The organism is Streptomyces sp. NBC_01450 (assembly GCF_036227505.1).
Classification (GTDB): domain Bacteria; phylum Actinomycetota; class Actinomycetes; order Streptomycetales; family Streptomycetaceae; genus Streptomyces.
Genome location: NZ_CP109480.1, coordinates 7,680,762 through 7,701,210 on the forward strand (window position 1 = coordinate 7,680,762; position 20,449 = coordinate 7,701,210).

At 69.6% G+C, this 20,449-nt stretch carries 16 protein-coding genes; 5 read left to right on the forward strand and 11 right to left on the reverse strand.

Annotated elements, in window-relative coordinates; translation table 11 throughout:
* Positions 1-42 precede the first annotated feature (42 nt).
* Entirely contained in the window at positions 43-549 is a 507-nt protein-coding gene (locus OG568_RS34120; RefSeq protein WP_329534334.1) for an ATP-binding protein, read from the forward strand.
* Between the two features lie 95 nt (positions 550-644).
* On the opposite strand, the gene OG568_RS34125 is transcribed toward OG568_RS34120, so the two are convergent.
* The 8 genes from OG568_RS34125 to OG568_RS34160 all read right to left on the reverse strand — a co-directional run bounded on the left by OG568_RS34125 (position 645) and on the right by OG568_RS34160 (position 11,262).
* On the reverse strand, positions 645-2,495 hold the full coding sequence (locus tag OG568_RS34125; RefSeq protein WP_329534335.1) for a pyridoxal phosphate-dependent aminotransferase: 1,851 nt from the start codon (positions 2,493-2,495) through the stop codon (positions 645-647).
* Positions 2,496-2,676: 181 nt separating this feature from the next.
* On the reverse strand, positions 2,677-3,825 hold the full coding sequence (locus tag OG568_RS34130) for an aldose epimerase family protein (protein WP_266414185.1): 1,149 nt from the start codon (positions 3,823-3,825) through the stop codon (positions 2,677-2,679).
* A gap of 55 nt (positions 3,826-3,880) precedes the next feature.
* Positions 3,881-5,125 carry a multiple monosaccharide ABC transporter permease gene (mmsB, locus tag OG568_RS34135; protein WP_329534336.1) on the reverse strand — a complete coding sequence of 415 codons (1,245 nt, stop codon included), beginning with the start codon at positions 5,123-5,125 and terminating at the stop codon, positions 3,881-3,883.
* A complete protein-coding gene (gene mmsA / locus OG568_RS34140; RefSeq protein WP_329536538.1) occupies positions 5,122-6,672 on the reverse strand; it encodes a multiple monosaccharide ABC transporter ATP-binding protein in 1,551 nt (516 codons plus the stop codon). Before mmsA ends, mmsB begins: the two co-directional genes overlap by 4 nt.
* Before the next feature lie 32 nt (positions 6,673-6,704).
* Positions 6,705-7,826 (reverse strand): multiple monosaccharide ABC transporter substrate-binding protein, encoded by a 1,122-nt coding sequence (chvE, locus tag OG568_RS34145; protein WP_329536539.1) that lies wholly within the window; start codon positions 7,824-7,826, stop codon positions 6,705-6,707.
* A gap of 140 nt (positions 7,827-7,966) precedes the next feature.
* Complete coding sequence (locus OG568_RS34150; protein WP_266414188.1) at positions 7,967-8,935, reverse strand: hypothetical protein; 969 nt, start codon at positions 8,933-8,935, stop codon at positions 7,967-7,969.
* 168 nt (positions 8,936-9,103) lie between these two features.
* Positions 9,104-10,108: a zinc-dependent alcohol dehydrogenase gene (locus tag OG568_RS34155; protein WP_329534337.1), complete on the reverse strand. Its 1,005-nt coding sequence runs from the start codon at positions 10,106-10,108 to the stop codon at positions 9,104-9,106.
* Complete coding sequence (locus OG568_RS34160) at positions 10,105-11,262, reverse strand: mandelate racemase/muconate lactonizing enzyme family protein (protein WP_266414190.1); 1,158 nt, start codon at positions 11,260-11,262, stop codon at positions 10,105-10,107. The genes OG568_RS34155 and OG568_RS34160 overlap by 4 nt, the downstream gene beginning before the upstream one ends.
* Before the next feature lie 265 nt (positions 11,263-11,527).
* Between OG568_RS34160 and OG568_RS34165 the strand changes: the two genes are divergently transcribed.
* On the forward strand, positions 11,528-12,364 hold the full coding sequence (locus OG568_RS34165; RefSeq protein WP_329534338.1) for an SCO2400 family protein: 837 nt from the start codon (positions 11,528-11,530) through the stop codon (positions 12,362-12,364).
* A 172-nt stretch (positions 12,365-12,536) separates the two neighbouring features.
* On the opposite strand, the gene OG568_RS34170 is transcribed toward OG568_RS34165, so the two are convergent.
* Positions 12,537-12,971, reverse strand: a complete 435-nt coding sequence (locus tag OG568_RS34170; RefSeq protein ID WP_266582321.1) for a MarR family winged helix-turn-helix transcriptional regulator — start codon at positions 12,969-12,971, stop codon at positions 12,537-12,539.
* A gap of 124 nt (positions 12,972-13,095) precedes the next feature.
* Between OG568_RS34170 and OG568_RS34175 the strand changes: the two genes are divergently transcribed.
* Positions 13,096-14,115: an NADP-dependent oxidoreductase gene (locus tag OG568_RS34175; protein ID WP_329534339.1), complete on the forward strand. Its 1,020-nt coding sequence runs from the start codon at positions 13,096-13,098 to the stop codon at positions 14,113-14,115.
* 111 nt (positions 14,116-14,226) lie between these two features.
* Here the strand turns inward: OG568_RS34175 and OG568_RS34180 are convergent, their stop codons facing one another.
* The gene (locus OG568_RS34180) at positions 14,227-16,791 is read right to left on the reverse strand and encodes a M14 family zinc carboxypeptidase (RefSeq protein ID WP_329534340.1); all 2,565 of its coding nucleotides are present in this window, start codon (positions 16,789-16,791) and stop codon (positions 14,227-14,229) included.
* A gap of 440 nt (positions 16,792-17,231) precedes the next feature.
* Here OG568_RS34180 and OG568_RS34185 point away from each other — a divergent pair, with 440 nt between their 5' ends.
* A complete protein-coding gene (locus OG568_RS34185) occupies positions 17,232-18,029 on the forward strand; it encodes an EI24 domain-containing protein (protein WP_329534341.1) in 798 nt (265 codons plus the stop codon).
* Positions 18,030-18,035: 6 nt separating this feature from the next.
* On the opposite strand, the gene OG568_RS34190 is transcribed toward OG568_RS34185, so the two are convergent.
* Complete coding sequence (locus OG568_RS34190; RefSeq protein ID WP_329534342.1) at positions 18,036-19,319, reverse strand: pyroglutamyl peptidase; 1,284 nt, start codon at positions 19,317-19,319, stop codon at positions 18,036-18,038.
* Positions 19,320-19,573: 254 nt separating this feature from the next.
* On the opposite strand from OG568_RS34190, the gene OG568_RS34195 reads away from it, so the two are divergent.
* Complete coding sequence (locus OG568_RS34195; RefSeq protein ID WP_329534343.1) at positions 19,574-20,386, forward strand: NAD(P)-dependent oxidoreductase; 813 nt, start codon at positions 19,574-19,576, stop codon at positions 20,384-20,386.
* The last annotated feature ends 63 nt before the right edge of the window (positions 20,387-20,449 follow it).

The window sequence follows — 20,449 nt, forward strand, 5'->3', positions numbered from 1 at the left end:
CGGACCTGGTGAAGCGGGCGTGGTCACCGCCAGATTGGGCGCATGACCGCACCATCCACCCCGCAACACCCGGTTACCGTACGTGTGTTCACCCAGCGGCTCAGCGCCACCCCGCGCGGCGCCCGCCTCGCACGTCACCTCGCCCTGAACCAGCTGCACGCCTGGGGCATCCCGCACGGTACGGACGCCTCCGACGCCGTCGCCCTGATCGTCGCCGAGCTCGCCGCCAACGCGGTCACCCACGGGCGGGTGCCGGGGCGGGACTTCGAGCTGCGGCTGTCCCTCGTCACGGGCGGCGTCCGCGTCGAGGTCACCGACACGCGCAGTGGGCCGCGCCCGCCGGGACCGGGTGTCGTACCGCCCCTGCGTCCCCTCGACGAAGGCGGGCGGGGGCTCGTGCTCGTCGAGGCGGTCGCCGACCGTTGGGAAGTGCTGGACCGGGAGCCGCCCGGCAAGACCGTCCGCGCCGAGGTCGATCTACCCGGGTGGCTGTCCCTGCTCAGGAGGCCGAGCGGGTCGCCCGAGCAGGGCCCCGCGGCCCGGACCTGATCCGAACGACAGGCCCTAGGGCCTGTCGTTCGGATCAAGTCGCAGGAAACAGGCGGCGCCTCACCGCGTCTGCGGCATGATCCGCCGGACAGGCCCTAGCCCACCTGGTTGTACATCGCGCCCGCCGCCGGCCAGCCCGTGGGCTGGGGTGCGGGTGCCGGTTCCGGCTCGGTGCGGCCCCGTACCTGGGCGGCGGTCAGGCCCCGGTTGCGCAGACCCGGCATGCCGGTCTGGCCCAGCCCCGCGGCCGGGGCGGGGGACATGGCGGGCATCGCCGGGGGCTGGGGTGGCGGCTGCATCGACCGTGCCTGCGCCTGGGCCGCCGGTGACGGGGCCTGGGCGACGGCGGGGATCGGCGCCTGCTGTCGTTGTGCCTGAGCCTGGGCCTGTGCGGTCTGGGCCATCTGGGCCATCTGCGCCATCTGAGCGACCGGGGACATCTGAGCGACCGGGGACATCTGCGGCGTCTGCGGCATCATCTGGGCGGCCGGCTGCATCTGGGCCACCCCGGGCATCTGGGCGACGCCGGGCATCTGCGCGACCGCCGGCATGGGCTGCTGCTGCGGGGCAGGCGCGGGCATCCGTGCCGCGGGCTGCTGCTGGGGCGGCATCATCGCGGCGGCCGGGGCGGGGGCCAGGCCCGGCATACCGGTGGGGGCCTGCGCCGGGGCCGGGCCCGGCCAGGTCTGGGCGGGCGGCAGGCTCGGCATCGCGGCGGCCTGCGCGGCCAGCGGCATGCCGACACCGTTCGTCTCGCTGATCAGACGGTCCACCGCCGCCGTACCCGAGCTGTAGCTGGTCCCTGTGCCCAGCTCGGGTACGGCGGCTCCCCTCCTGGATCCGTAGAGCACCTGTTCCATTCCGGACACCAGGCGACGCACGTCCGTCTCGGGGCGCACCACGAGTCTCAGGAAGCGACTGGACGAGCCGATCTTGTTGCCGCACTCACGGACCAGGATCCGGTGTTCGCTCAGCAGCCGGTCGCGGACGACGGTGCCCTCGGCGCCCACGGGAAGCCGTACGAAGAGGAAGTTGCCCTGCGAGGGGTAGACCGTCAGGCCGGGGAGCGCCGAGAGCTGGCGGGCCATGTCGAGGCGGTCGCGGCGCACCATGTGCAGGCTCTCCATGTACTCCTGCCCGTGCTCCTTGAGCATGAACACCACGGTCTCGGCGAAGGAGTTGAGGTTCCACTTGGGCAGCATGGAGCGGACCTTGCCGGCGAGCGCGGGGTTGGCCACGAGGTAGCCGAAGCGGATGCCGTGGAGGCCGAAGTTCTTGCCGAGGCTGCGCAGGACGATGACGTTGGGCCGCAGGACGGCCTCTTCCACGACGCTCGGGTCGCTCTCGGCGTCGGCGAACTCCAGGAACGACTCGTCGATGACGATCAGGTCCAGGTCCTGGAGCTGATCCATGAAGTTGACCAGCGCGCGGCGGGTGAGGAAGCCGCCGTCGGGGTTGTTCGGGTTGCAGATGACGGCGACACGGGTGCCGCGGGCGCGGATGAACTCGATGTACTGGGCCGGGTCCAGAGCGAAGCCGTTGGACTCCATGAGCGGGAACATGTCGACCCGCTTGCCGGTCTCCATGGGCTGGTCGGTCCAGCGGCCGAAGGTGGGGACGGGGATGGCGAGGGACTCGCGTACGAGCAGGTGGTCGATCCAGGTGATCAGCTCGGTGGAGCCGTTGCCCATCGCGACGCAGCTCGGCGGGAGTTGGAGCAGCGCGCACAGCTCGGCCGTGATCGTGTCGGCGCTGCTCGGGTAGTACGTGATGATCTCGCGCAGCCGCCCGGCCAGTTCGTCGAACATGCCGGGGGTGGGGAAGTACGGGTTGCACGGGATGCAGAAGTCGATCGGGCCGACTCCATCGCTCTCGCGGGCCAGCGCAGCCATCGAGGGGCTGTGCGCCGCAGTACCGCGGAACAGCGAGGCGACGTTGTCGGCCATGGAACCTCCGGTCTCTGGGTGGCCCGCGCGGGGGAGCACGGGCCGCCCTCTCATACGGATGCGGAGGGGGCGCTGTTCAACTCGTGAGGATTGAGTAAGGGTCGACTTTTCCCGGCAACCAAAAGGGCCCCGGTGGCGTCACCCACCGAGGCCCCGATGTCATGCGGAAGTCAGACGGACGTCACGCGCTGAACGAGTGGACCGTCGTCGTGCGGTAGGTCTGCCCAGGTCGCAGCACCGTCGAGGGGAACGACGGGTGGTTCGGCGAGTCCGGGAAGTGCTGGGTCTCCAGGCACATGCCGTCGCCCTGCCGGTAGGTGTGACCGGAGGGGCCGACCAGGGTGCCGTCCAGGAAGTTGCCCGAGTAGAACTGCACGCCCGGCTGGTCCGTCGCGATCTTCAGGGTGCGGCCGGACTTCGGGTCGCGCAGGGTCGCGATGTGCTCGGGGCGGGCGGTGACGCCCTTGTCGAGGACCCAGTTGTGGTCGAAGCCCTTGGCGGTGACCAGTTGGGGGTGGCCGACGCGGATGTCCCGGCCGATCGGCTTGGCCTTGCGGAAGTCGAAGGGGGTGCCCGCGACCTTGGCCAGCTCACCGGTGGGGATCAGCCCCGAGTCGGTGGGCGTGAAGCGGCCCGCGGCCAGGTGGAGCTCGTGGTCGTAGATGCCGCCGCTGCCCTCACCGGCGAGGTTGTAGTACGTGTGGTTGGTGAGGTTGACGACCGTGGCCTTGTCGGTGGTGGCCTGGTAGTCGATGCGCCAGTCGCCGTGCTTGGTGAGGGTGTACGTCACCTTCACCTTGAGCGTGCCCGGGTAGCCCATCTCGCCGTCGACGCTGGTGTAGTGGAGGTGCAGGCCGACGTCGGAGCCCGAGGTGAAGCCCTCGATGTCCCACACCTTGGTGTTGAAGCCCTTGGCGCCGCCGTGCAGGCTGTTCACGCCGTCGTTGACGGAGAGCTGGTAGGCCTTGCCGTCCAGGGTGAACTTTCCCTTGGCGATACGGTTGCCGTAGCGGCCGATCGTCGCCCCGAAGAACGTCGTCCCGGCGACGTACGAGGCGAGGTTGTCGTAGCCGAGGGAGACGTTGGCGTAGCGCCCGTGCCGGTCGGGGATCTCCAGGGACTGGACGATGCCGCCGTAGGAGATGACCTTCAGCCGCGTGCCGCCGTTCTCCAGCGACCAGCGGTAGACCTTGGTGCCGTCGGCGAGCTTGCCGAAGAGCTCCTTCACCGGCTTCCTGCCTCCCGTGCTCGCGTGGGCGGTGCCGACCGTGGCGGCGGTGAGACCCGTGGCCGCGGCCGCGGCGATGACCGTACGTCTGCTCGTTTCCATGTGCGGCTCCATTGGAAGAGGAAGGCCCCCACCGGAGTGGGGGCCTTGACGAGACTTACGAACCGACCTTGCGCTTGTTCCACACGTCGAAGCCGACCGCGGCCAGCAGTACCAGTCCCTTGATGACCTGCTGCCAGTCGGAGCCGATGCCGACGAGGTTCATACCGTTGTTCAGCACGCCCAGGACGAGACCACCGATGATCGCGCCGAGAACCGTGCCCACGCCGCCGCTCATCGACGCGCCGCCGATGAACGAGGCCGCGATCGCCTCGAGTTCGAAGTTCAGACCGGCCTTGGGCGAGGCCGCGTTGAAGCGGGCGGCGAAGACCAGACCCGCCAGGGCCGCGAGCATGCCCATGTTCAGGAAGAGCAGGAAGACGACCTTCTTGTCCTTCACACCCGACAGCTTGGCCGCCGGGAGGTTGCCGCCGATCGCGTAGACGTGCCGGCCGATGACCGAGTTGCGCATCAGGTAGCCGAAGCCGACGACCAGGACGCCGAGGATCAGCAGGACCACCGGAGCGCCCTTGTAGCTGGCGAGCAGCATGGTGACGGTGAGCACGGCGGCGACCAGCGCGACGATCTTGAGGTAGAAGAGGTTCGTCGGCAGGACGTCGAGCGAGAACTCCTGCTGCCGCTTGCGGTCGCGGACCTCCTGGAACACCACGAACACGATCAGACCGATGCCGAGCAGCAGGGTGAGGTTGTGGTAGTTGGTGTCGGGACCGACCTCGGGCAGGAAGCCGTTGGCGACCTTCTGCAGACCGTCCGGGAACGGGCCGATCGTCTGGCCCTTGAGGAAGATCTCGGTCAGACCGCGGAAGGTCAGCATGCCCGCCAGGGTCACGATGAACGACGGCATGCCGAGATACGCGATGAAGAACCCCTGCGCGGCGCCCGCGGCCGCGCCTATGGCCAGGCACAGCACCAGGGCGATCGGCCAGGAGATGTCGTGGTTGACCATCAGCACGGCGCCCATCGCGCCCACGAACGCCGTCAGCGAGCCGACCGACAGGTCGATGTGGCCCGCGATGATGACGAGCATCATGCCGATCGCGAGGATCAGGATGTAGCTGTTCTGCAGCACCAGGTTGGAGACGTTGCGCGGCAGCAGCAGGTCTCCGTCGGTCCATACGGCGAACAGCACCACGATCAGACCGAGGGCGAACAGCATGCCGTACTGCCGCATGTTGCGGCGCATGCCGTCCAGCATCAGCTGAAGCAGGCCCTCGCCCGTGGCCGAGCCGCTCTTGCCGGGCGGCGCCGGGGCCGGCGTCTTGGCGGTCACATCCGTGCTCATCGGGTTACCTCTTTGTCCTTCGTCATCTGGCGCATCAGCGATTCCTGCGAGGCCTCCGCCCGCGAGAACTCACCCGTCAGCCGTCCTGCGGCCATGGTGTAGATGCGGTCGCACATTCCGAGCAGCTCCGGGAGCTCGGAGGAGATGAAGACGACCGCCTTGCCCTCGGCCGCCAGCTTGTCGATGACCGTGTAGATCTCGAACTTGGCGCCCACGTCGATCCCGCGGGTCGGCTCGTCGAGGATCAGCACCTCGGGGCCCGCGAAGATCCACTTGCTGAGGACGACCTTCTGCTGGTTGCCGCCCGACAGCTTGCCCACCGGCTCGAAGACGGTCGGCGCCTTGATGTTCATGGACTTGCGGAAGCCCTCGGAGACCTGCCGCTCCTCGTGCTCGTCGACGATCCCGCGCTTGGCCACCTTGCCCAGGGCACTGAGCGTGATGTTGCGGTTGATGGTGTCGATGAGGTTGAGACCGTAGTGCTTGCGGTCCTCGGTGACGTACGCGATCCCGTGTCCGACCGCTTCGGACACGGTCTTCGTACGGATCTCCTTGCCGTCCTTGAGCACCGTGCCGCCCGCGTACCGGCCGTAGGTGCGTCCGAAGACGTTCATCGCCAGTTCGGTGCGTCCGGCGCCCATGAGCCCCGCGATGCCGACGATCTCGCCGCGCCGCACGGAGATCGACACGTCGTCGACCACCTTGCGCTGCTGGTCGATCGGGTGGAACACGGTCCAGTCACGGATCTCCAGGGCGGGCGCGGCGCCCTCCTCCGGCGTGTGCGGCGTCCGCTCCGGGAAGCGGTGTTCGAGGTCGCGGCCCACCATGCCGCTGATGATCCGGTCCTCGGTGGTCTCCGCGGCCTTCACGTCGAGTGTCTCGATGGTCCGGCCGTCGCGCAGGATGGTCACCGAGTCCGCGACCCGCTCGATCTCGTTCAGCTTGTGGGAGATGATGATCGAGGTGATGCCCTGCTTCTTCAACTCCAGGATGAGATCCAGGAGTTTGCCGCTGTCCTCGTCGTTCAGGGCGGCCGTCGGCTCATCCAGGATGAGCAGCTTCACCTGCTTCGACAGCGCCTTGGCGATCTCGACGAGCTGCTGCTTGCCCACGCCGATGTCGGCGACACGGGTCTGCGGGTTCTCGTCGAGCCCGACCCGCCGCAGCAGTTCGGTGGCGTGGCGCAGCGTCTCGGTCCAGCTGATGAGTCCGCGCGTGGCGTGCTCGTTGCCGAGGAAGATGTTCTCCGCGATGGAGAGGTAGGGAACCAGGGCCAGTTCCTGGTGGATGATCACGATGCCGTGGTGCTCACTGGCCCTGATGTCCTTGAACGAGCAGACCTCTCCCTCGAAGAGGATGTCCCCCTCGTACGATCCGTGCGGGTGGACGCCGGAGAGGACCTTCATCAAGGTCGACTTGCCGGCGCCGTTCTCCCCGCAGATGGCATGGACCTCGCCCTGCTGGACGGTCAGAGTGACGTCCGACAGCGCCTTGACGCCGGGAAAGGTCTTGACGATCGAGCGCATTTCCAGGACGGGTCCCGCCATGGTCGTGCCTTCCAATCACTAGAGGGTGGCGGTTACTTGAGGTCGCTGTCCTTGTAGTAGCCGGTGGCGACGAGTTCCTTCTCGTAGTTGGTCTTGTCGACGCTGACCGGCTGCAGCAGGTAGGCGGGGACGACCTTGGTGCCGTTGTCGTACGTCTTGTCGTCGTTGATCTCGGGCTTCTTGTTGTTGAGGGCCGCGTCGACCATGTCCGTGGCCACCTGCGCCAGCTTGCGGATGTCCTTGTAGACGGTCTGCGTCTGCTCACCCGAGATGATCGACTTCACCGAGGCCAGCTCGGCGTCCTGACCGGTGACGACCGGCAGCGGCTTGTTCTTGGAGCCGTAGTCGTCCGACTTCAGCGAGGAGAGGATGCCGATGGAGATGCCGTCGTAGGGCGAGAGCACCGCGTCGACCTTGGCGCTCTTGTACGACGAGGTCAGGATGTCGTCCATGCGCTTCTGAGCGGTGCCGCCGTCCCAGCGCAGGGTGGTGACCTGGTTCAGCGCGGTCTGGCCGGACTTGACGACGAGCTGCTTCTTGTCGATGTAGGGCTGCAGAGCCTTCATCGCGCCGCCGAAGAAGTACTTCGTGTTGTTGTCGTCGTTCGAGCCGGCGAAGAGCTCGATGTTGAACGGGCCCTTCTTGGAGCCGTCCGCGAGACCGAGCTTCTGCAGGATGTAGTTGCCCTGGAGCGTGCCGACCTTCTCGTTGTCGAAGGACGCGTAGTAGTCGACGTTCTTGGAGCCGAGGATCAGGCGGTCGTAGGAGATCACCGGGATCTTGGCGTCGGCAGCCTGCTGGAGCACGTTGTTCATCGACTTGTTGTCGATGGCCGCGATGATCAGGGCCTTCACGCCCTGCGTGATCATGTTCTCGATCTGCGAGACCTGCGTGTCCGGGTCGTCCTCGCCGTAGGCCAGCTTGGTCTTGTAGCCCTTCGCCTCAAGGTCCTTGACCACGTTCTTGCCGTCGGCGATCCAGCGCTCGGAGGACTTGGTCGGCATGGAGATGCCGATCGTGCCGCCCTTGGCGTCCTTGCTGTCGGAGTCCTTGCTGCCGCCGTCGCTGTTCTGGCCACAGGCGGTCAGGGTGAGGGCGAGAGAGGCCGCGCCGGCGATGGCGGTGAGGGCAGCTCTGCGGTTACGCATGATCATCATCCTTGATGTCTTGTCTTGGACCGGCTCGGCCTCGCGTTACGGGGATGCTCCGAGAGCGTTGCGAGGGAAAACCGAGTAGAGGTGTGTGGGATTGTGCGCGGCTGTGTCGGCTTGTGTGAAGAGGGTTTGTGCGAACGTTATGAGGGAGTGTCAAAGCGGGTAAGAGATCCGGGCATCCGTGAACCGAGCGCAGCCATGTCGCCGTCCGCTCCATGCCGTGCGAGCAGGTCCAGGGCGAGCCGGCCGCGCCGCACCCGCTCCTTCGCGGTGTTCAGCGTCAGGTCCCGCAAGTGGTGCCCGTACGGGTAGATTCCGGGGGCTTTGGACAGGCCGAACTTGAGGTACAGAGGCGCGCCGCGACGGATCAGCTCGGCGACCTCGTACATGCGCACGTAGCCGCCGAGATCGTCGGGAGCCTCGATGTACATGTCCATGGGAGCGGCCGAAACTCGCCGTATTTCTGTGAGGTGAGCAAGTGTCAGATCGCTCGGAACGTTGATGGAGTCCGCGCCGAGGTTCTCGTACACCGCGTACGAGGCCGGGTTGACCGGCCCCACCAGTGCCGAGAGCTTGAGGGTCGTGTCGGCCGGGATGATCCCGGCGGTGCGTGCCCGGTGCAGGGTCCACAACACGCCCTCGTCGGCGACGAGGAGACACTTTACGCCCAACTCCGTTGCCCTGACGGCGTCTTCGACGCAGCCGGCCACCGCGTCATGGCCACGGGCCCGCAGGCCCGCGCCGCGCGAGTCGGTCCGCACGGAGGCGCCGGTGTCCCAGGTGCCGCGCGGCCCGGTGAACAGACACAGCTCGATGTCGCGCTCACCGGTGGCCTCGACCATCTCGGTGATCTCGGCGTCGGTCAGCATCCAGACACCGCTGCCCTGGCTGATCCGGTGGATCGGTACGTCGAGCCGCGAGGACTCCTTGAGGACCACGGCCAGGGCCTCGGGCCCCTCCACGGAGGGAACCTCGGTGCGCCAGCGACCGCCCCCCGGGAAGGTGTGCGGCGAGGCGTCGGCGGGGGAGAGGGCGGGCGCGCCCAGGCCGAGCGCGGCGAGCGCCTGCTCGCCGGGTCGACGGGCTGCCGTAGGGGCGGCGTCGGTCACTGGCTGTCCTTCGCGTTCGAGGGTGGCGCGTACATATGTGGTGCGCGTACAGATATGTTCGATATTTCGGACAAGGTTCGTGACCTTGGGAGTGCGGGGCCCGGGTGGTACGCCGGTACGGAGCCGTCAGGTGACTCCGTACCGGCGTACGGCTCAGGGGGCGCGGAACTACGGCTTCAGCAGGACCTTTCCGACCTTGGGATCGCCGGACCCCACCAACTCGATCGCCTGCGGGAACTCGGCGAGCGGCAGCTCGTGCGTGACCAGCGGCAACGGGCTGAGCAGCCCGGCCCCGAAGACCCGCACGGTGTGCGCCCAGGCCGCCGGCGGCGCCCCGAACACGGTGTGCACCTCCAGCTGCCGTACGACGAGATCGGTGGGGTCGAGCCCCTCCGCACCCGGCGCCGGGATCCCCGTGAGGACCAGGCGTCCGCCGCGCCTCAGCAGGGAGGCAGCGGAGCGCGCGGCGGACGCGGACCCGGCGGTCTCGATGACGACATCGAAGTCGTCGGGCAGCTCCTGGTCCTTCGTACGGAAGTCGGTGGCGCCGAAGTCCTTCGACAGCGCCGCCCGGTCCGGCCGGGTCCCGACCACCAGCAGCTCCGCCGGGGAGTTCGCCTTCAGGAACTGGATCGCGAACATCCCGAGCGTGCCGGTCCCGACCACCGCGACCCGCTCACCGGGCTGGGCGTTCGCCTTCAGCGCGGCGGCCGCGATACAGGCGGCGGGCTCCAGGAGGGCCGCCGCCGTCAGGTCGGCGTCGTCCGGCAGTACGTGCAGCAGCCGGGCCGGGAGGGTCAGCGTGGTGGCCATCGCACCCGGCTGGGTGAACCCGGTCTCCTCGTACCCCGAGGTGCACAGCGTTGTCTCGCCCGCGTGGCAGCGGTCGCAGACCTGGCAGTTGCGGAAGCCCTCACCGACGACCTTGCGGCCGACGATCGACTCCGGCACCCCGGCCCCGACCGCCTCGACGGTCCCGGACCACTCGTGGCCGGGCGTGAGCGGATAACGGACGTACCCGTCGGGCCGGTTGCCCTGATAGACCTCGCGGTCGCTGCCGCAAATACCCACGGCGTGGACCCGGACCAGGGCCTCACCGGCACCCGGCCGCACCGGCTCGTGCTCGATCAGCCGGTGCTCGCCCGGCGCCTCGATGACGACCGCGGTGCTCACTGGGTCCCCTTGGGCTTGCGCTGTTCCCAGCCGTCGGCCCACAGGTCGAAGCGGGCCTGCTGCTGCGGGAACTCGGCCGCCGCGTCGACGTCCAGCTCCACGCCGAGACCCGGCTCGTGGGACAGCTCGAAGTAGCCGTCGACGACCTGCGGGGCACCCTTCACGACCTTCTTGATCTCCGCGTCCGCGAAGTCGTTGAAGTGCTCGAGGATCTTGAAGTTGGGGGAGGTGAAGCCGACCTGGAGTGAGGCGGCGGTGAGGACGGGACCGCCCACGTTGTGCGGCGCGACGAGGACGTAGTGCGCCTCGGCCGTGGCGGCCAGCTTCCGCGTCTCCCAGATGCCGCCGATGTGACCGACGTCGGGCTGGATGATGTCCACGGCCTGGCTCTCGAAGAGCTCGCGGAACTCGATGCGGTCGTGGATGCGCTCACCGGTGGCGACCGGGATGTCCACCTTGGCGGCGACCTTCTCCAGGGCCTTCAGGTTCTCCGGCGGGACCGGCTCCTCCAGCCACGCGGGCTTGAAGGGCGCGAGTTCGCGGGCGAGCCGGACGGCGGTGGAGGGGGAGAAGCGGCCGTGCATCTCCAGCATCAGCTCGGCCTCGGGGCCGATCGCGTCGCGCACGGCCTCGATCAGCGAGACGGAGTAGAGGGTGGCTTCGTGGTCGAGCTCGAAGTGCCCGGTCCCGAAGGGATCGATCTTCAGGGCCTTGTACCCGCGCGCCACGACCTCCTGGGCGGCCTTGTGGTAGGCCTCCGGAGTCCGCTCGGTCGTGTACCACCCATTGGCGTAGGCCTTGACCTTGTCGGTGACCTTGCCACCGAGCAGCTGCCACACGGGGACGCCGAGGGCCTTGCCCTTGATGTCCCAGCAGGCCATCTCGATGACCGCGATGCCGGACATCACGATCTCGCCGGCGCGCCCGTAGTCGCCGTACTTCATCCGTCGGACGAGGTCCTCGACAGCGAACGGGTCGGAACCGAGAATGTGATTGGCCTCCGCCTCTCGCAGATAGCCGATCAGTGCGTCGGTGTGGCCCAGCATGCGGGTCTCGCCGACTCCGGTCAGGCCCTCGTCGGTGTGCACCTGGACGTACGTCAGGTTGCGCCAGGGCGTCCCGACCACGTGTGTGCTGATTCCCGTGATGCGCACGGCAGTTGCCCCCTGTGCTCTTGCGGCTCTGTTCGAAATTTCGTCACACGTTCGAAATGCTGGCGTGACAGTAAAGACGTGGCCCCTGGAGTGTCAATGGGTCGAACGCATCGGTCGGCGACGGATTTTGCCGGTATGCCTCGGCTCGTCGCGCGCGCGATGCTGCGAACGGGGGGCGCGGCGCGCCGGAACGGGCGGTTCCCTACATAACTTTCACAGCTGTGACTATGCACGTTACCTAGGAGGAACTTAGTCTTCCGGCGTCATGGACTACTGCGACCCGTGCCGACGGCACCTCAATGGCGCCCTTGCCTGCCCGGGGTGCGGCACCTCAGCCGAACAGCTCCGCGCGCATGCGGAGAAGACCGACATGCGTGGCGGAACGGGCGCGGGGGCGGTCGATGCCGGTGGCGGCTCGTTGTATGAGAGCGACAACCGCGCTGACGATGACGGTGACGAGGACTACGACGACGAGGACGGGGACGACGAAGACGGGGACGGTGAGGGGGAGCGGTCCGGGCGGGCCGCCGCCCGGCGGCGGAACCGTGGACGTGGCCGGGGCCGGGGCCGTGACTCGGAGGGTCCCGGTGCGGCGAGCCGGCGTGACCGGAAGGCCGCGGCGCACCGTCGTCGGCGGCGTCGGGTGCTGTTCATCGCCGCGGGGTTCGTGCTGGCGGCGGGCGGGCTGAGCCTCGCGGAGCTCGGCATAGACGGGCCGGGGCTGCTGCCGAGGCCGGCCGCGGCCGGGGGTGAGTCGGCGGACGGGTCGGCGACCTCGGACGCCGGGACGGCGCGGCCGATCTCCGGCAAGGGGGGTGCGTCCGGTGGTACGTCGACCGCGTCGGCCTCTCCGGACGCGTCGGCTTCGCCGTCCGCCTCCAAGTCCGCCAAGGGGGACAAGTCCAAGGACGACGAGGACAAGGGCACGAAGGGGCCGTCGGCGACGACGGGTTCCGGTACGGTGCCGTCCGCGACGTCCGACCCGGCGTCCTCGACTCCTCCGAAGTCGTCCCCCACGCCGACGGCCGCGCCGACCTCGAGCGCGCCGACGCCGGCGGCCTCGCCTTCGAAGTGCAACCGTTTCCTGTGGTGGTGCACGTAAGGGGTTCCCAACCGGGGGCTCCGCCCCCAGACCCCCGCGGGTGCTTTTGTCGGCTACGGGTGCGTGGGGGCTGGCCGCGCAGTTCCCCGCGCCCCTGAGACGGGGCTTCGCCCCGAGTTTTTGGGGGCGCGGGGAACTGCGCGAGCAACCCCCACGCACCCGCACCCGAAAACTACGGCGTGAGCATTCTCTGCAGGAGGTCCCGGAGGGACAGGCGCTCCTCGTGGGAGAGGCCCGCCAGGGGCTCGCGGGCGAAGTTCAGGGCGTCGCGCAGGGAGCGCGCGACACGCCGGCCCTCCTCCGTCGCCGCGGCCAGCTTCACCCGGCGGTCGGACGGGTCGGGACGCCGCTCGACCAGGCCCCGCGCCTCCAGCCGGTCCACGATCCCGGTCACGTTCGAAGGCTCACACTTCAGCTGCTGGGCGAGCCGTCGCATCGGCAGTGGCTCCAGCGAGAGCAGGCCCAGAAGTCGCGCCTGCGCGCCGGTCAGGGCATGCTCGGCGGCAGCGTCCTCGTACTCCTCGTGGTAGCGGGCCACGACCGTGCCGATGAGGTTCACGACCTCAAGGGTCAGTGGGTCGATACGGGGTGTTCTTCGCGTGGCCATGGGTTCCAGGCTACTCCGTTGCTTGACATCATGAAATATTGAGGAGCATGGTTGTTTCAGGTACTGAAGTATTAGAGCCGTAGTCGCACGTACCCGTGCATGCACGTAGGAAAGGCACCTCCTCATGACCGAGACCCAGCTTCCCGCCGTCAATCGCGAATGGCACCTGGTCAGCCGCCCGGTCGGCTGGCCGAAGCCCGAGGACTTCGCCCTGGTCGAGGCCGAGGTCCCGCAGCCGGGGGAGGGCCAGGTCCTCGTCCGGAACGCGTACGTGTCCGTCGACCCGTACATGCGCGGCCGTATGAGCGCCGCCAAGTCCTACGTCGCCCCCTTCGAGCTGGGCAAGGTCATGCAGGGCGGCGCGGTCGGTGAGGTCGTCGCCTCCAACGCCGAGGGCATCGAGGCCGGCGACCACCTCCTGCACTTCTTCGGCTGGCGCGAGTACGCCGTCGTGGACGCCAAGCAGGCCGTCAAGGTGGACCCGCAGGCCGCGCCGCTGTCGACGTACCTCGGCGTTCTCGGTATGACCGGCCTCACCGCCTACGCGGGCCTCCTGCGCACCGCCTCCTTCAAGGAGGGCGACTCCGTCTTCGTCTCCGGCGCCGCCGGTGCCGTCGGCAGCCAGGTCGGCCAGATCGCCAAGCTCAAGGGCGCCTCGCGCGTCATCGGCTCCGCCGGCTCCGACGAGAAGGTCAAGCTGCTCGTCGAGGAGTACGGCTTCGACGCCGCCTTCAACTACAAGAACGGCCCGGTCAGCGAGCAGCTGCGCGCCGCCGCCCCCGACGGCGTCGACGTCTACTTCGACAACGTCGGCGGTGACCACTTGGAGGCGGCCATCGGCCAGCTCAACCGGGACGGCCGCATCGCCATCTGCGGCGCGATCTCCGTCTACAACAGCACCGAGCCCGTCTCCGGCCCGAAGAACCTCGCCCGCCTCATCCAGACCCGCGGCCGCATCGAGGGCTTCCTGGTCGGCGACCACTACGACCTGCAGTCGCAGTTCGTCGAGGAGGTCGGCGCCTGGGTCCGCTCCGGCGAGCTCAAGTACGCCGAGACGGTCGTCGAGGGCATCGAGAACAACCTGGAGGCGTTCTTCGGCGTCCTGCGCGGCGACAACGTCGGCAAGATGATCGTCAAGCTCTGACCGGCAGCACCGTGACGCTCGTCTGACGACGCTCGTTGGACGTGACGGAGGCCGCACCCTAGGACGTGGGGTGCGGCCTTTGCCCTGTCTCGTGACACGGCCGGGGGTGTCTTACGACACGGTCAGCAGTGCCCTTCCCACCTGCGGGAACTCCCCCTTCGGATGGTCACGGAAGAGCGGCTCCGTACCGAAGAGCACGGCATGCGGACCGCTGACGACAGCGGCCTGCCCGCCCGCGGCCGTCGGCCCGCCGGTCCCGTCGGCCAGCGGGCGCCAATGGCCGGAAACAAGCGGATCGCCCGGCGCGTACGCCTGCTCGACGCGCACTCCGGGGCCGAGATCGGTGAACCAGACCGGCGCGTAGACGAAGCCGTGATCGGGCGTGTTCGCGGTGAGCGGGCCGCCCGAATTCACCACCCGCACCACGCCGTTGGCGTCACCGTTGCCCTCCACCGGCCGCGCCGCCAGCAGCCCGGCCGCCGAGTTGAGCGCCGCTCCGACGGCCCCGCGGCCGACGAGACCGTGGGTGTGGAGGAAGGCGTCCAGCGCCGCCCGCGCGCCCTCGTCCAAACGGGCGTGGTCGAGCCCCGACGACACGAACAGCACGTCCACCGACGACCAGTCGAAGCCCGCGTTCAGGACGGCCGTCGACACCGGCACGACGTCGAAGTGCATCTCCCGCAGCGCGAAGAGCTCACCCGAGGTGACGGCCGCGGCGACGCGCACGCGGTGCAAGGATGTTTCCCGGCCACCCCCGGTCACCTCCGTCGCGTCGAAGGCCACGTCGTGCGTACGGGCGAGAGCGGTGGCCCGAGCCCGCGCCGACCCCGGCACGACGACACTGCCGTCCGCGAGCTGCCGCACCGAAACCCCTTGATCCAGAAGGGAGTTGAGGGCGGCGATTTCCTGCGGGGTGTCGAGACGCAGCCGCAGATCGCCGCGCGGGGCGACGTACCCGACGTGCGCGGCGGCCTCGACCCGAAGGGCGGCCGCGGCCGACAACTCCCCGGCGCGCACGGGAACGACCGTCGCCCCCCACAACCGCCCCAGACTCCAGCCCGAGATGTCGTACATCACCGACACCTTGTCACTGATGTCCCGCCCGTCGGCCAGCATCACATTGGCCAGACCACGTTTGGGCTGGTGCAGGTCGACGACGTACGACCCCTTCGCGTACGACCGACCGGCCAGCCGGAAGTCGCGCGTCGCGCGCGTGACGCGGACGTCGCCCGCCAGCAGGTGGTCGACGAGACGGGCGGCGGCCGTGGCCGAACGCTGGGCGCCGCCCGCCGGGATCACGTAGGCACGCGGGAAGTCGGTCGTGTAGACGTCCTCGGGACCGATGCCCGGCACCCCCGGCACCGTGTCCGCGGAGACCGGTACCTGGGCCGCGCCCGTCGCGCCCCGCCGGAAGACCTCGATCTGGTCGGCGATGATCGAGGCGCGGTGGGTCTGCGCGTAGGTGAGCGTCGCGCGCATGGCCGCGCCGGCCACGTCCACGTTGATGGCGGAGCGACGGCGGAGTTCGGCCACGGGCAGGGTGTCGTACGCCGAGTTGTTCACCGTCAGCGGGATCTCCACGGTGTGCGCGGCGACCGCGCCGTGGAACGCCTGGTACTGGGGTGTGAAGACCGGAGGCCAGTCGTCCCAGCCCTCCCGCTGGTCGCGGAAGGGGATCTGGGCGGGCTCGACACCGTCCTTCGCGGGGGTGTAGCCGAGGCCGTTGACGGCGGCCTCCATGCCGAGGGCGTTGGCGTAGGTGTTCTTGAGGAAGAGGTCGTACTCGTAGTTCTCGCCGTGCGGCGGCGTCGTCGGCTCGATCAGGGTGCCGTTGACGTACCCGTGCAGATCGAGCATCACGGCCGGCTGCTTGTCGATGGCGATCTGGCGGATCGCGCGCGCCTCGGGCTGCGAGGCGGTGATGAAGTCCCGGTTCAGATCGAAGCCGTTGGCGTTGGCGCGGGTGCCCGCGATACGGCCGTCCGGGTTCGCCGTGATGTTGAAGTAGAGACGGTTGTGGGCGAGGAGGTCGGCCGTCCGGGCGTCCTTCGCGCTCGCGAGCCGCTCGATGAGATCGAGGGCGGCGTCGGTGCCCTCCCACTCGTCGCCGTGGATGTTGTTGTTGAAGAAGACCGGCGTCTTGTACGTCGCCTTGACGGCCGGGTCCTTCGCCGCGGCCCCCGGCGCGTTCTCGATGAGCTCGCGCATCCGCTCCTGGGCGAGGGCCTGGCCGGCGGACTCCGGGGCGGTCACGGTGACCAGGTAGAGCCGGTGACCGCCGGCCGAGCGGCCCGCGACCTCCACGCTGACGCGGTCGCCGAGCCGCTGGAGGACGTTCAGCTTCGGAGCGATGGCGTGGTACGGGGTGAGCCCCAGCTTGATGGACTTGTCCGCCGGGTTCTCCGGGTCGGGGGAGAGGACCTGCTCACGCGGGTACCCCTGGCGGGCGGAGGCGAGGCGGGAGTCGGACAGGTCGATGACGGGGCTGGTGAGGGCGTTGCGGGCAGCGTTCGCCGGGCCCTTGGCAGCACCCTGCGGATGGTCCGCCCCTGCACGGCCCGCTCCTTCACGGACCGGGGTTTCGCGGTCCGCGGTGGCGCTGTGCGGGGCGAGGAGAAGCGATCCGGTCGCGGTGGCGATGACAGTGGCGATCAGGACAGGTCTCGGTAGGCGCACGCGTCGTACCTCCGGTGGGGGGCCTGAGATCGGTACAGGTCGGTAGGGCACACGTCGGTAGGGCACACGTCGGTAGGGCGAGGTGTACCTGTTCGACTCTTCCGCAACAAGAGGGCCTTGGAGCCACAGTGGCTCCCCCGGGCGCCATGGATGCCACGGATGGGGCATCGCCGACGGGCCGAAGGAGGGCGGAACGGGGCGTTGTGGTGGGGGTGACTCCAGCGTGACGGCCGGTGGGGGCTGGTCGCGCCCACGCGGCGGAGCCGCATATGTGACGGCCCCGCGCCCCTGGAGCGGGGGCTTTGCCCCGCATCTTCAGCCCGTCCGGCGTTTGAGGACGAGGCCGTTCAGGCCGATGCGGGGGGCCGGGGGCGGAGCCCCCGGGGATGGGACGGGTAGGGGCGGCGGGGGCGAGTCAAAGCCCGGGTAAAGTTCGGCACATGCGTGATCTGGGGGCGGGGTTCAACTACCTCATACAGGGCCAGCGATGGGTGGCACGGCACGGAAAACAGTACAGTTTCGGACTGTTGCCGGGCCTGATCACCCTCGTTCTGTACGCGGCAGCACTCGTCACCCTCGCCCTCTACGGCGAGGACTTCGTCACCTGGTCCACCCCCTTCGCCGACGACTGGTCCAGCCCCTGGCTGGGCCTCTTCCGCGGCTTCCTCACCGCCGTACTGTTCGCCCTCGCCCTCCTCCTCGCCGTCCTCACCTTCACCGCGGTCACCCTCCTCATCGGCCAGCCCTTCTACGAGTCCCTCTCGGAGAAGGTCGACAGGGACGTCTCCCCGGACGGCACGGCCCCGGAGTCGGGCCTCCCGCTCTGGCGCGAGCTGTGGATCTCCGCGCGAGACAGCCTCCGTATCCTCGTGCGGGCCGCGGTCTGGGGCGTCCTCCTCTTCGCCCTCGGCTTCGTCCCGTTCATCGGCCAGACCGTCGTCCCCGTGATCGGCTTCTTCGTCACCGGCTTCTTCCTCACGGAGGAACTGGCCGCGGTCGCCCTCCAGCGCCGGGGCGTCGAGCTCCGCGACCGCCTCGCCCTGCTCCGCTCCCGCAAGATGCTGGTCTGGGGCTTCGGCACCCCGCTGGGCCTCGCCTTCCTGGTCCCGTTCGTCGCCGTCTTCCTGATGCCGGGCGCGGTGGCGGGCGCCACGCTGATGGCCCGCGACCTGCTGGACGAGGAAACGGAAGAGCCGGACGACAACCACGGCAACCACGAACAGCACGCCACCGCGTGACCGGCATCACCCCCGCGTTCGCCCCGTCCCACTGACGACCGACGTGCTCGCGTCCGCGGCCACCGTCACGATCGCCCGCACCTGGGCGATGATGTCCAGCCGGTTCCGAACGAACTCGGGGTCGGTGACCGTCCCCGTCGCCGGGTCCGTGTTGCCGGTGCCGAACTGCAGTACGGGCGTGTGGACATGCCCGCCGGGCAGGCTGTCGTGCAGGCCGAGGCGGTCACGCAGCAGCGTGGCGCGGTAGGCGATCTCGTTGGAGAGGTAGTCGCCGCCGCCCCCGGCGCGGGCCGTCGAGCCCGGGGTCGGGCCGTCCGGGCGTACGACCGCGTCGGTGCCTCCCGCCGGGATCTCGGTCACCGAGGTGTGGTCGTACACGGGGAAGCGGCCTGTGGCCGCGGCCACGATCCGCGCGTACGGGAGCGTCGTCGACGTCCATTGCGGCTGCGAGGCCGGGTCGGTCACAGGGATCGTCTCGGTGCGGGAGACGTTCTCGTTGTCCGGGAAGCCGCCCCGCCAGGCCCCGTTGGTCCGCTCCACGTCGAAGCGGCCGACGCGGCCCTGGCTCACCGTGGTGAACAGGTCCACGCGCGGGAGCTGGCGCCGCAGCGTGCGCTCCACCGTGCCCCCAGCGAAGTCCTGCCAGCGGACCGGGAACACGGCGGTCTCGATGCGCGCCGGGCCGTCCGCGGTCTGGATCGTCGTGCCGTCGAGGGCGAGGGCGGTGGCTCCGGACGGGTTGGAGATCCGGACGTCCCGGTCCAGCGTGAACGGGTCGAACCCGGTGAGCAGGATCCGCTTCACGCCCTTGGCGCGTGGATAGCGGATGGTGTTCTCGCCGCGCGAGTTCTCCTCCAACTCGGCCAGCAGTCGGGTGCGTTGTACGTCCGTGAGGCCGAACTCCGGCTGCCACTGCCGCACCTCGCGCGTCATGCCAAGGCGTGCCCAGTACAGCGGCCGGTCGTCGTCGCGACTCAGGTCGCCGCCCGCCGGGCCCCGCCCCTGCGCCCGGTCGACGGCCCGTTGCCACAGCCGCGCCCCCTGCCGTACGACGACACGCTCGGCCTGCCCGAACGAGCCCGCCCGCTCCAGCGCCCGCGCGAACCCGGGGGCCACCGTGTCGAATCCGGAGCGCCGCAGGATCTCCTGGGGAGCGGCCTGGTCGAGGCGCTGTTCCTCGACGGTGGCGGGCGCCGTCGCTGTCGCCGACGCGGTGGGCGCCGCGGCCAGGCCGCCCACCAGAGCCAGTCCGAGTACGCCTGCACCGAGCCGAACGCGTATGTAGGTCAAGGGAGTTCATGCCTTCCGTTGCCGTGGGGAGCTGCCGGACGGCGGCAGTATCGCGCGACGGAGGGGACCTACGCCATGAGGTGTTGCTCAGGTGGGCAGGTGGGCACGTGGGGCGCTGCCTCTTACCCCTGCCTGGCCGTCCACTCGGCCACGACATGTGGGTTGGGCATGAGAGCCATGTCAGACATTCGCTTGTCGCATCACGCGGGCCCGCCTAGGGCATGATCGGCCGGACAGGCCCTAGCGTTGAAGGTATGGAAAAGATCGCATTCCTCGGCCTCGGGCACATGGGCGCCGCGATGGCGCGCCGACTCCTCGCCGCGGGGTTCCCGCTGACCGTCTGGAACCGCACCGCAGAGAAGGCCGAGCCGCTCGTCGCGGAGGGCGCCACTCTCGCCGCGTCCCCGGCCGAGGCCGTACGGGACGCGGACGTGGTGATCACGATGCTCGCCAACCCGGTCGCGCTCGACGCGGTCGCGGGCGCCATCGCGCCGGAGCTGCGCCGGGGCACCACCTGGGTGGAGATGTCGACCGTCGGCCCCGACGTGGTCAAGGAACTGGCCGCCCGGCTCGGGCAGGGCGTGACGTTCGTCGACGCGCCCGTGGCGGGCAGCACGGACAAGGCGGCCGCCGGGCAGCTCGGCATCCTCGCGGGCGGCGAGGTGACGGGCGTCGGGCACGTGCTCGTCCATCTCGGCACCGTCACCCGGACCGGCCCGGTGGGCTCCGGCGCCGCGCTCAAGCTCGTCGTCAACACGGCCGTGCTCGGCGGGGTCGCCCTCGTCGCGGAGTCCATGGCCCTCGCGGACAAGCTCGGCATCGAGGAGAGCGTCGCGCGCGCCGCGCTCGCGAGCGGCCCGCTCGGCGGCGCCGTCGGCCGCGCCTTCGCCGAGGACGTGCACTTCGCCACCGCGCTCGCCGCCAAGGACGTCGCCCTCGCCACGAAGGTCGCCGAACTCCCCGTACTGGACGCGGTGTTGGACCACTTCAAGCGTGCCGCCGCCGATCCGGCCGTCGCCGACGCCGACATCGCGATGGCCGTCGAACACATCCGCCGCTCCGCCTGAGAGGGCTTCCCCCGCAGATCACGCTCGACAACCCGCCCTCGGCGCCGGGGCTCGCCAACGGCT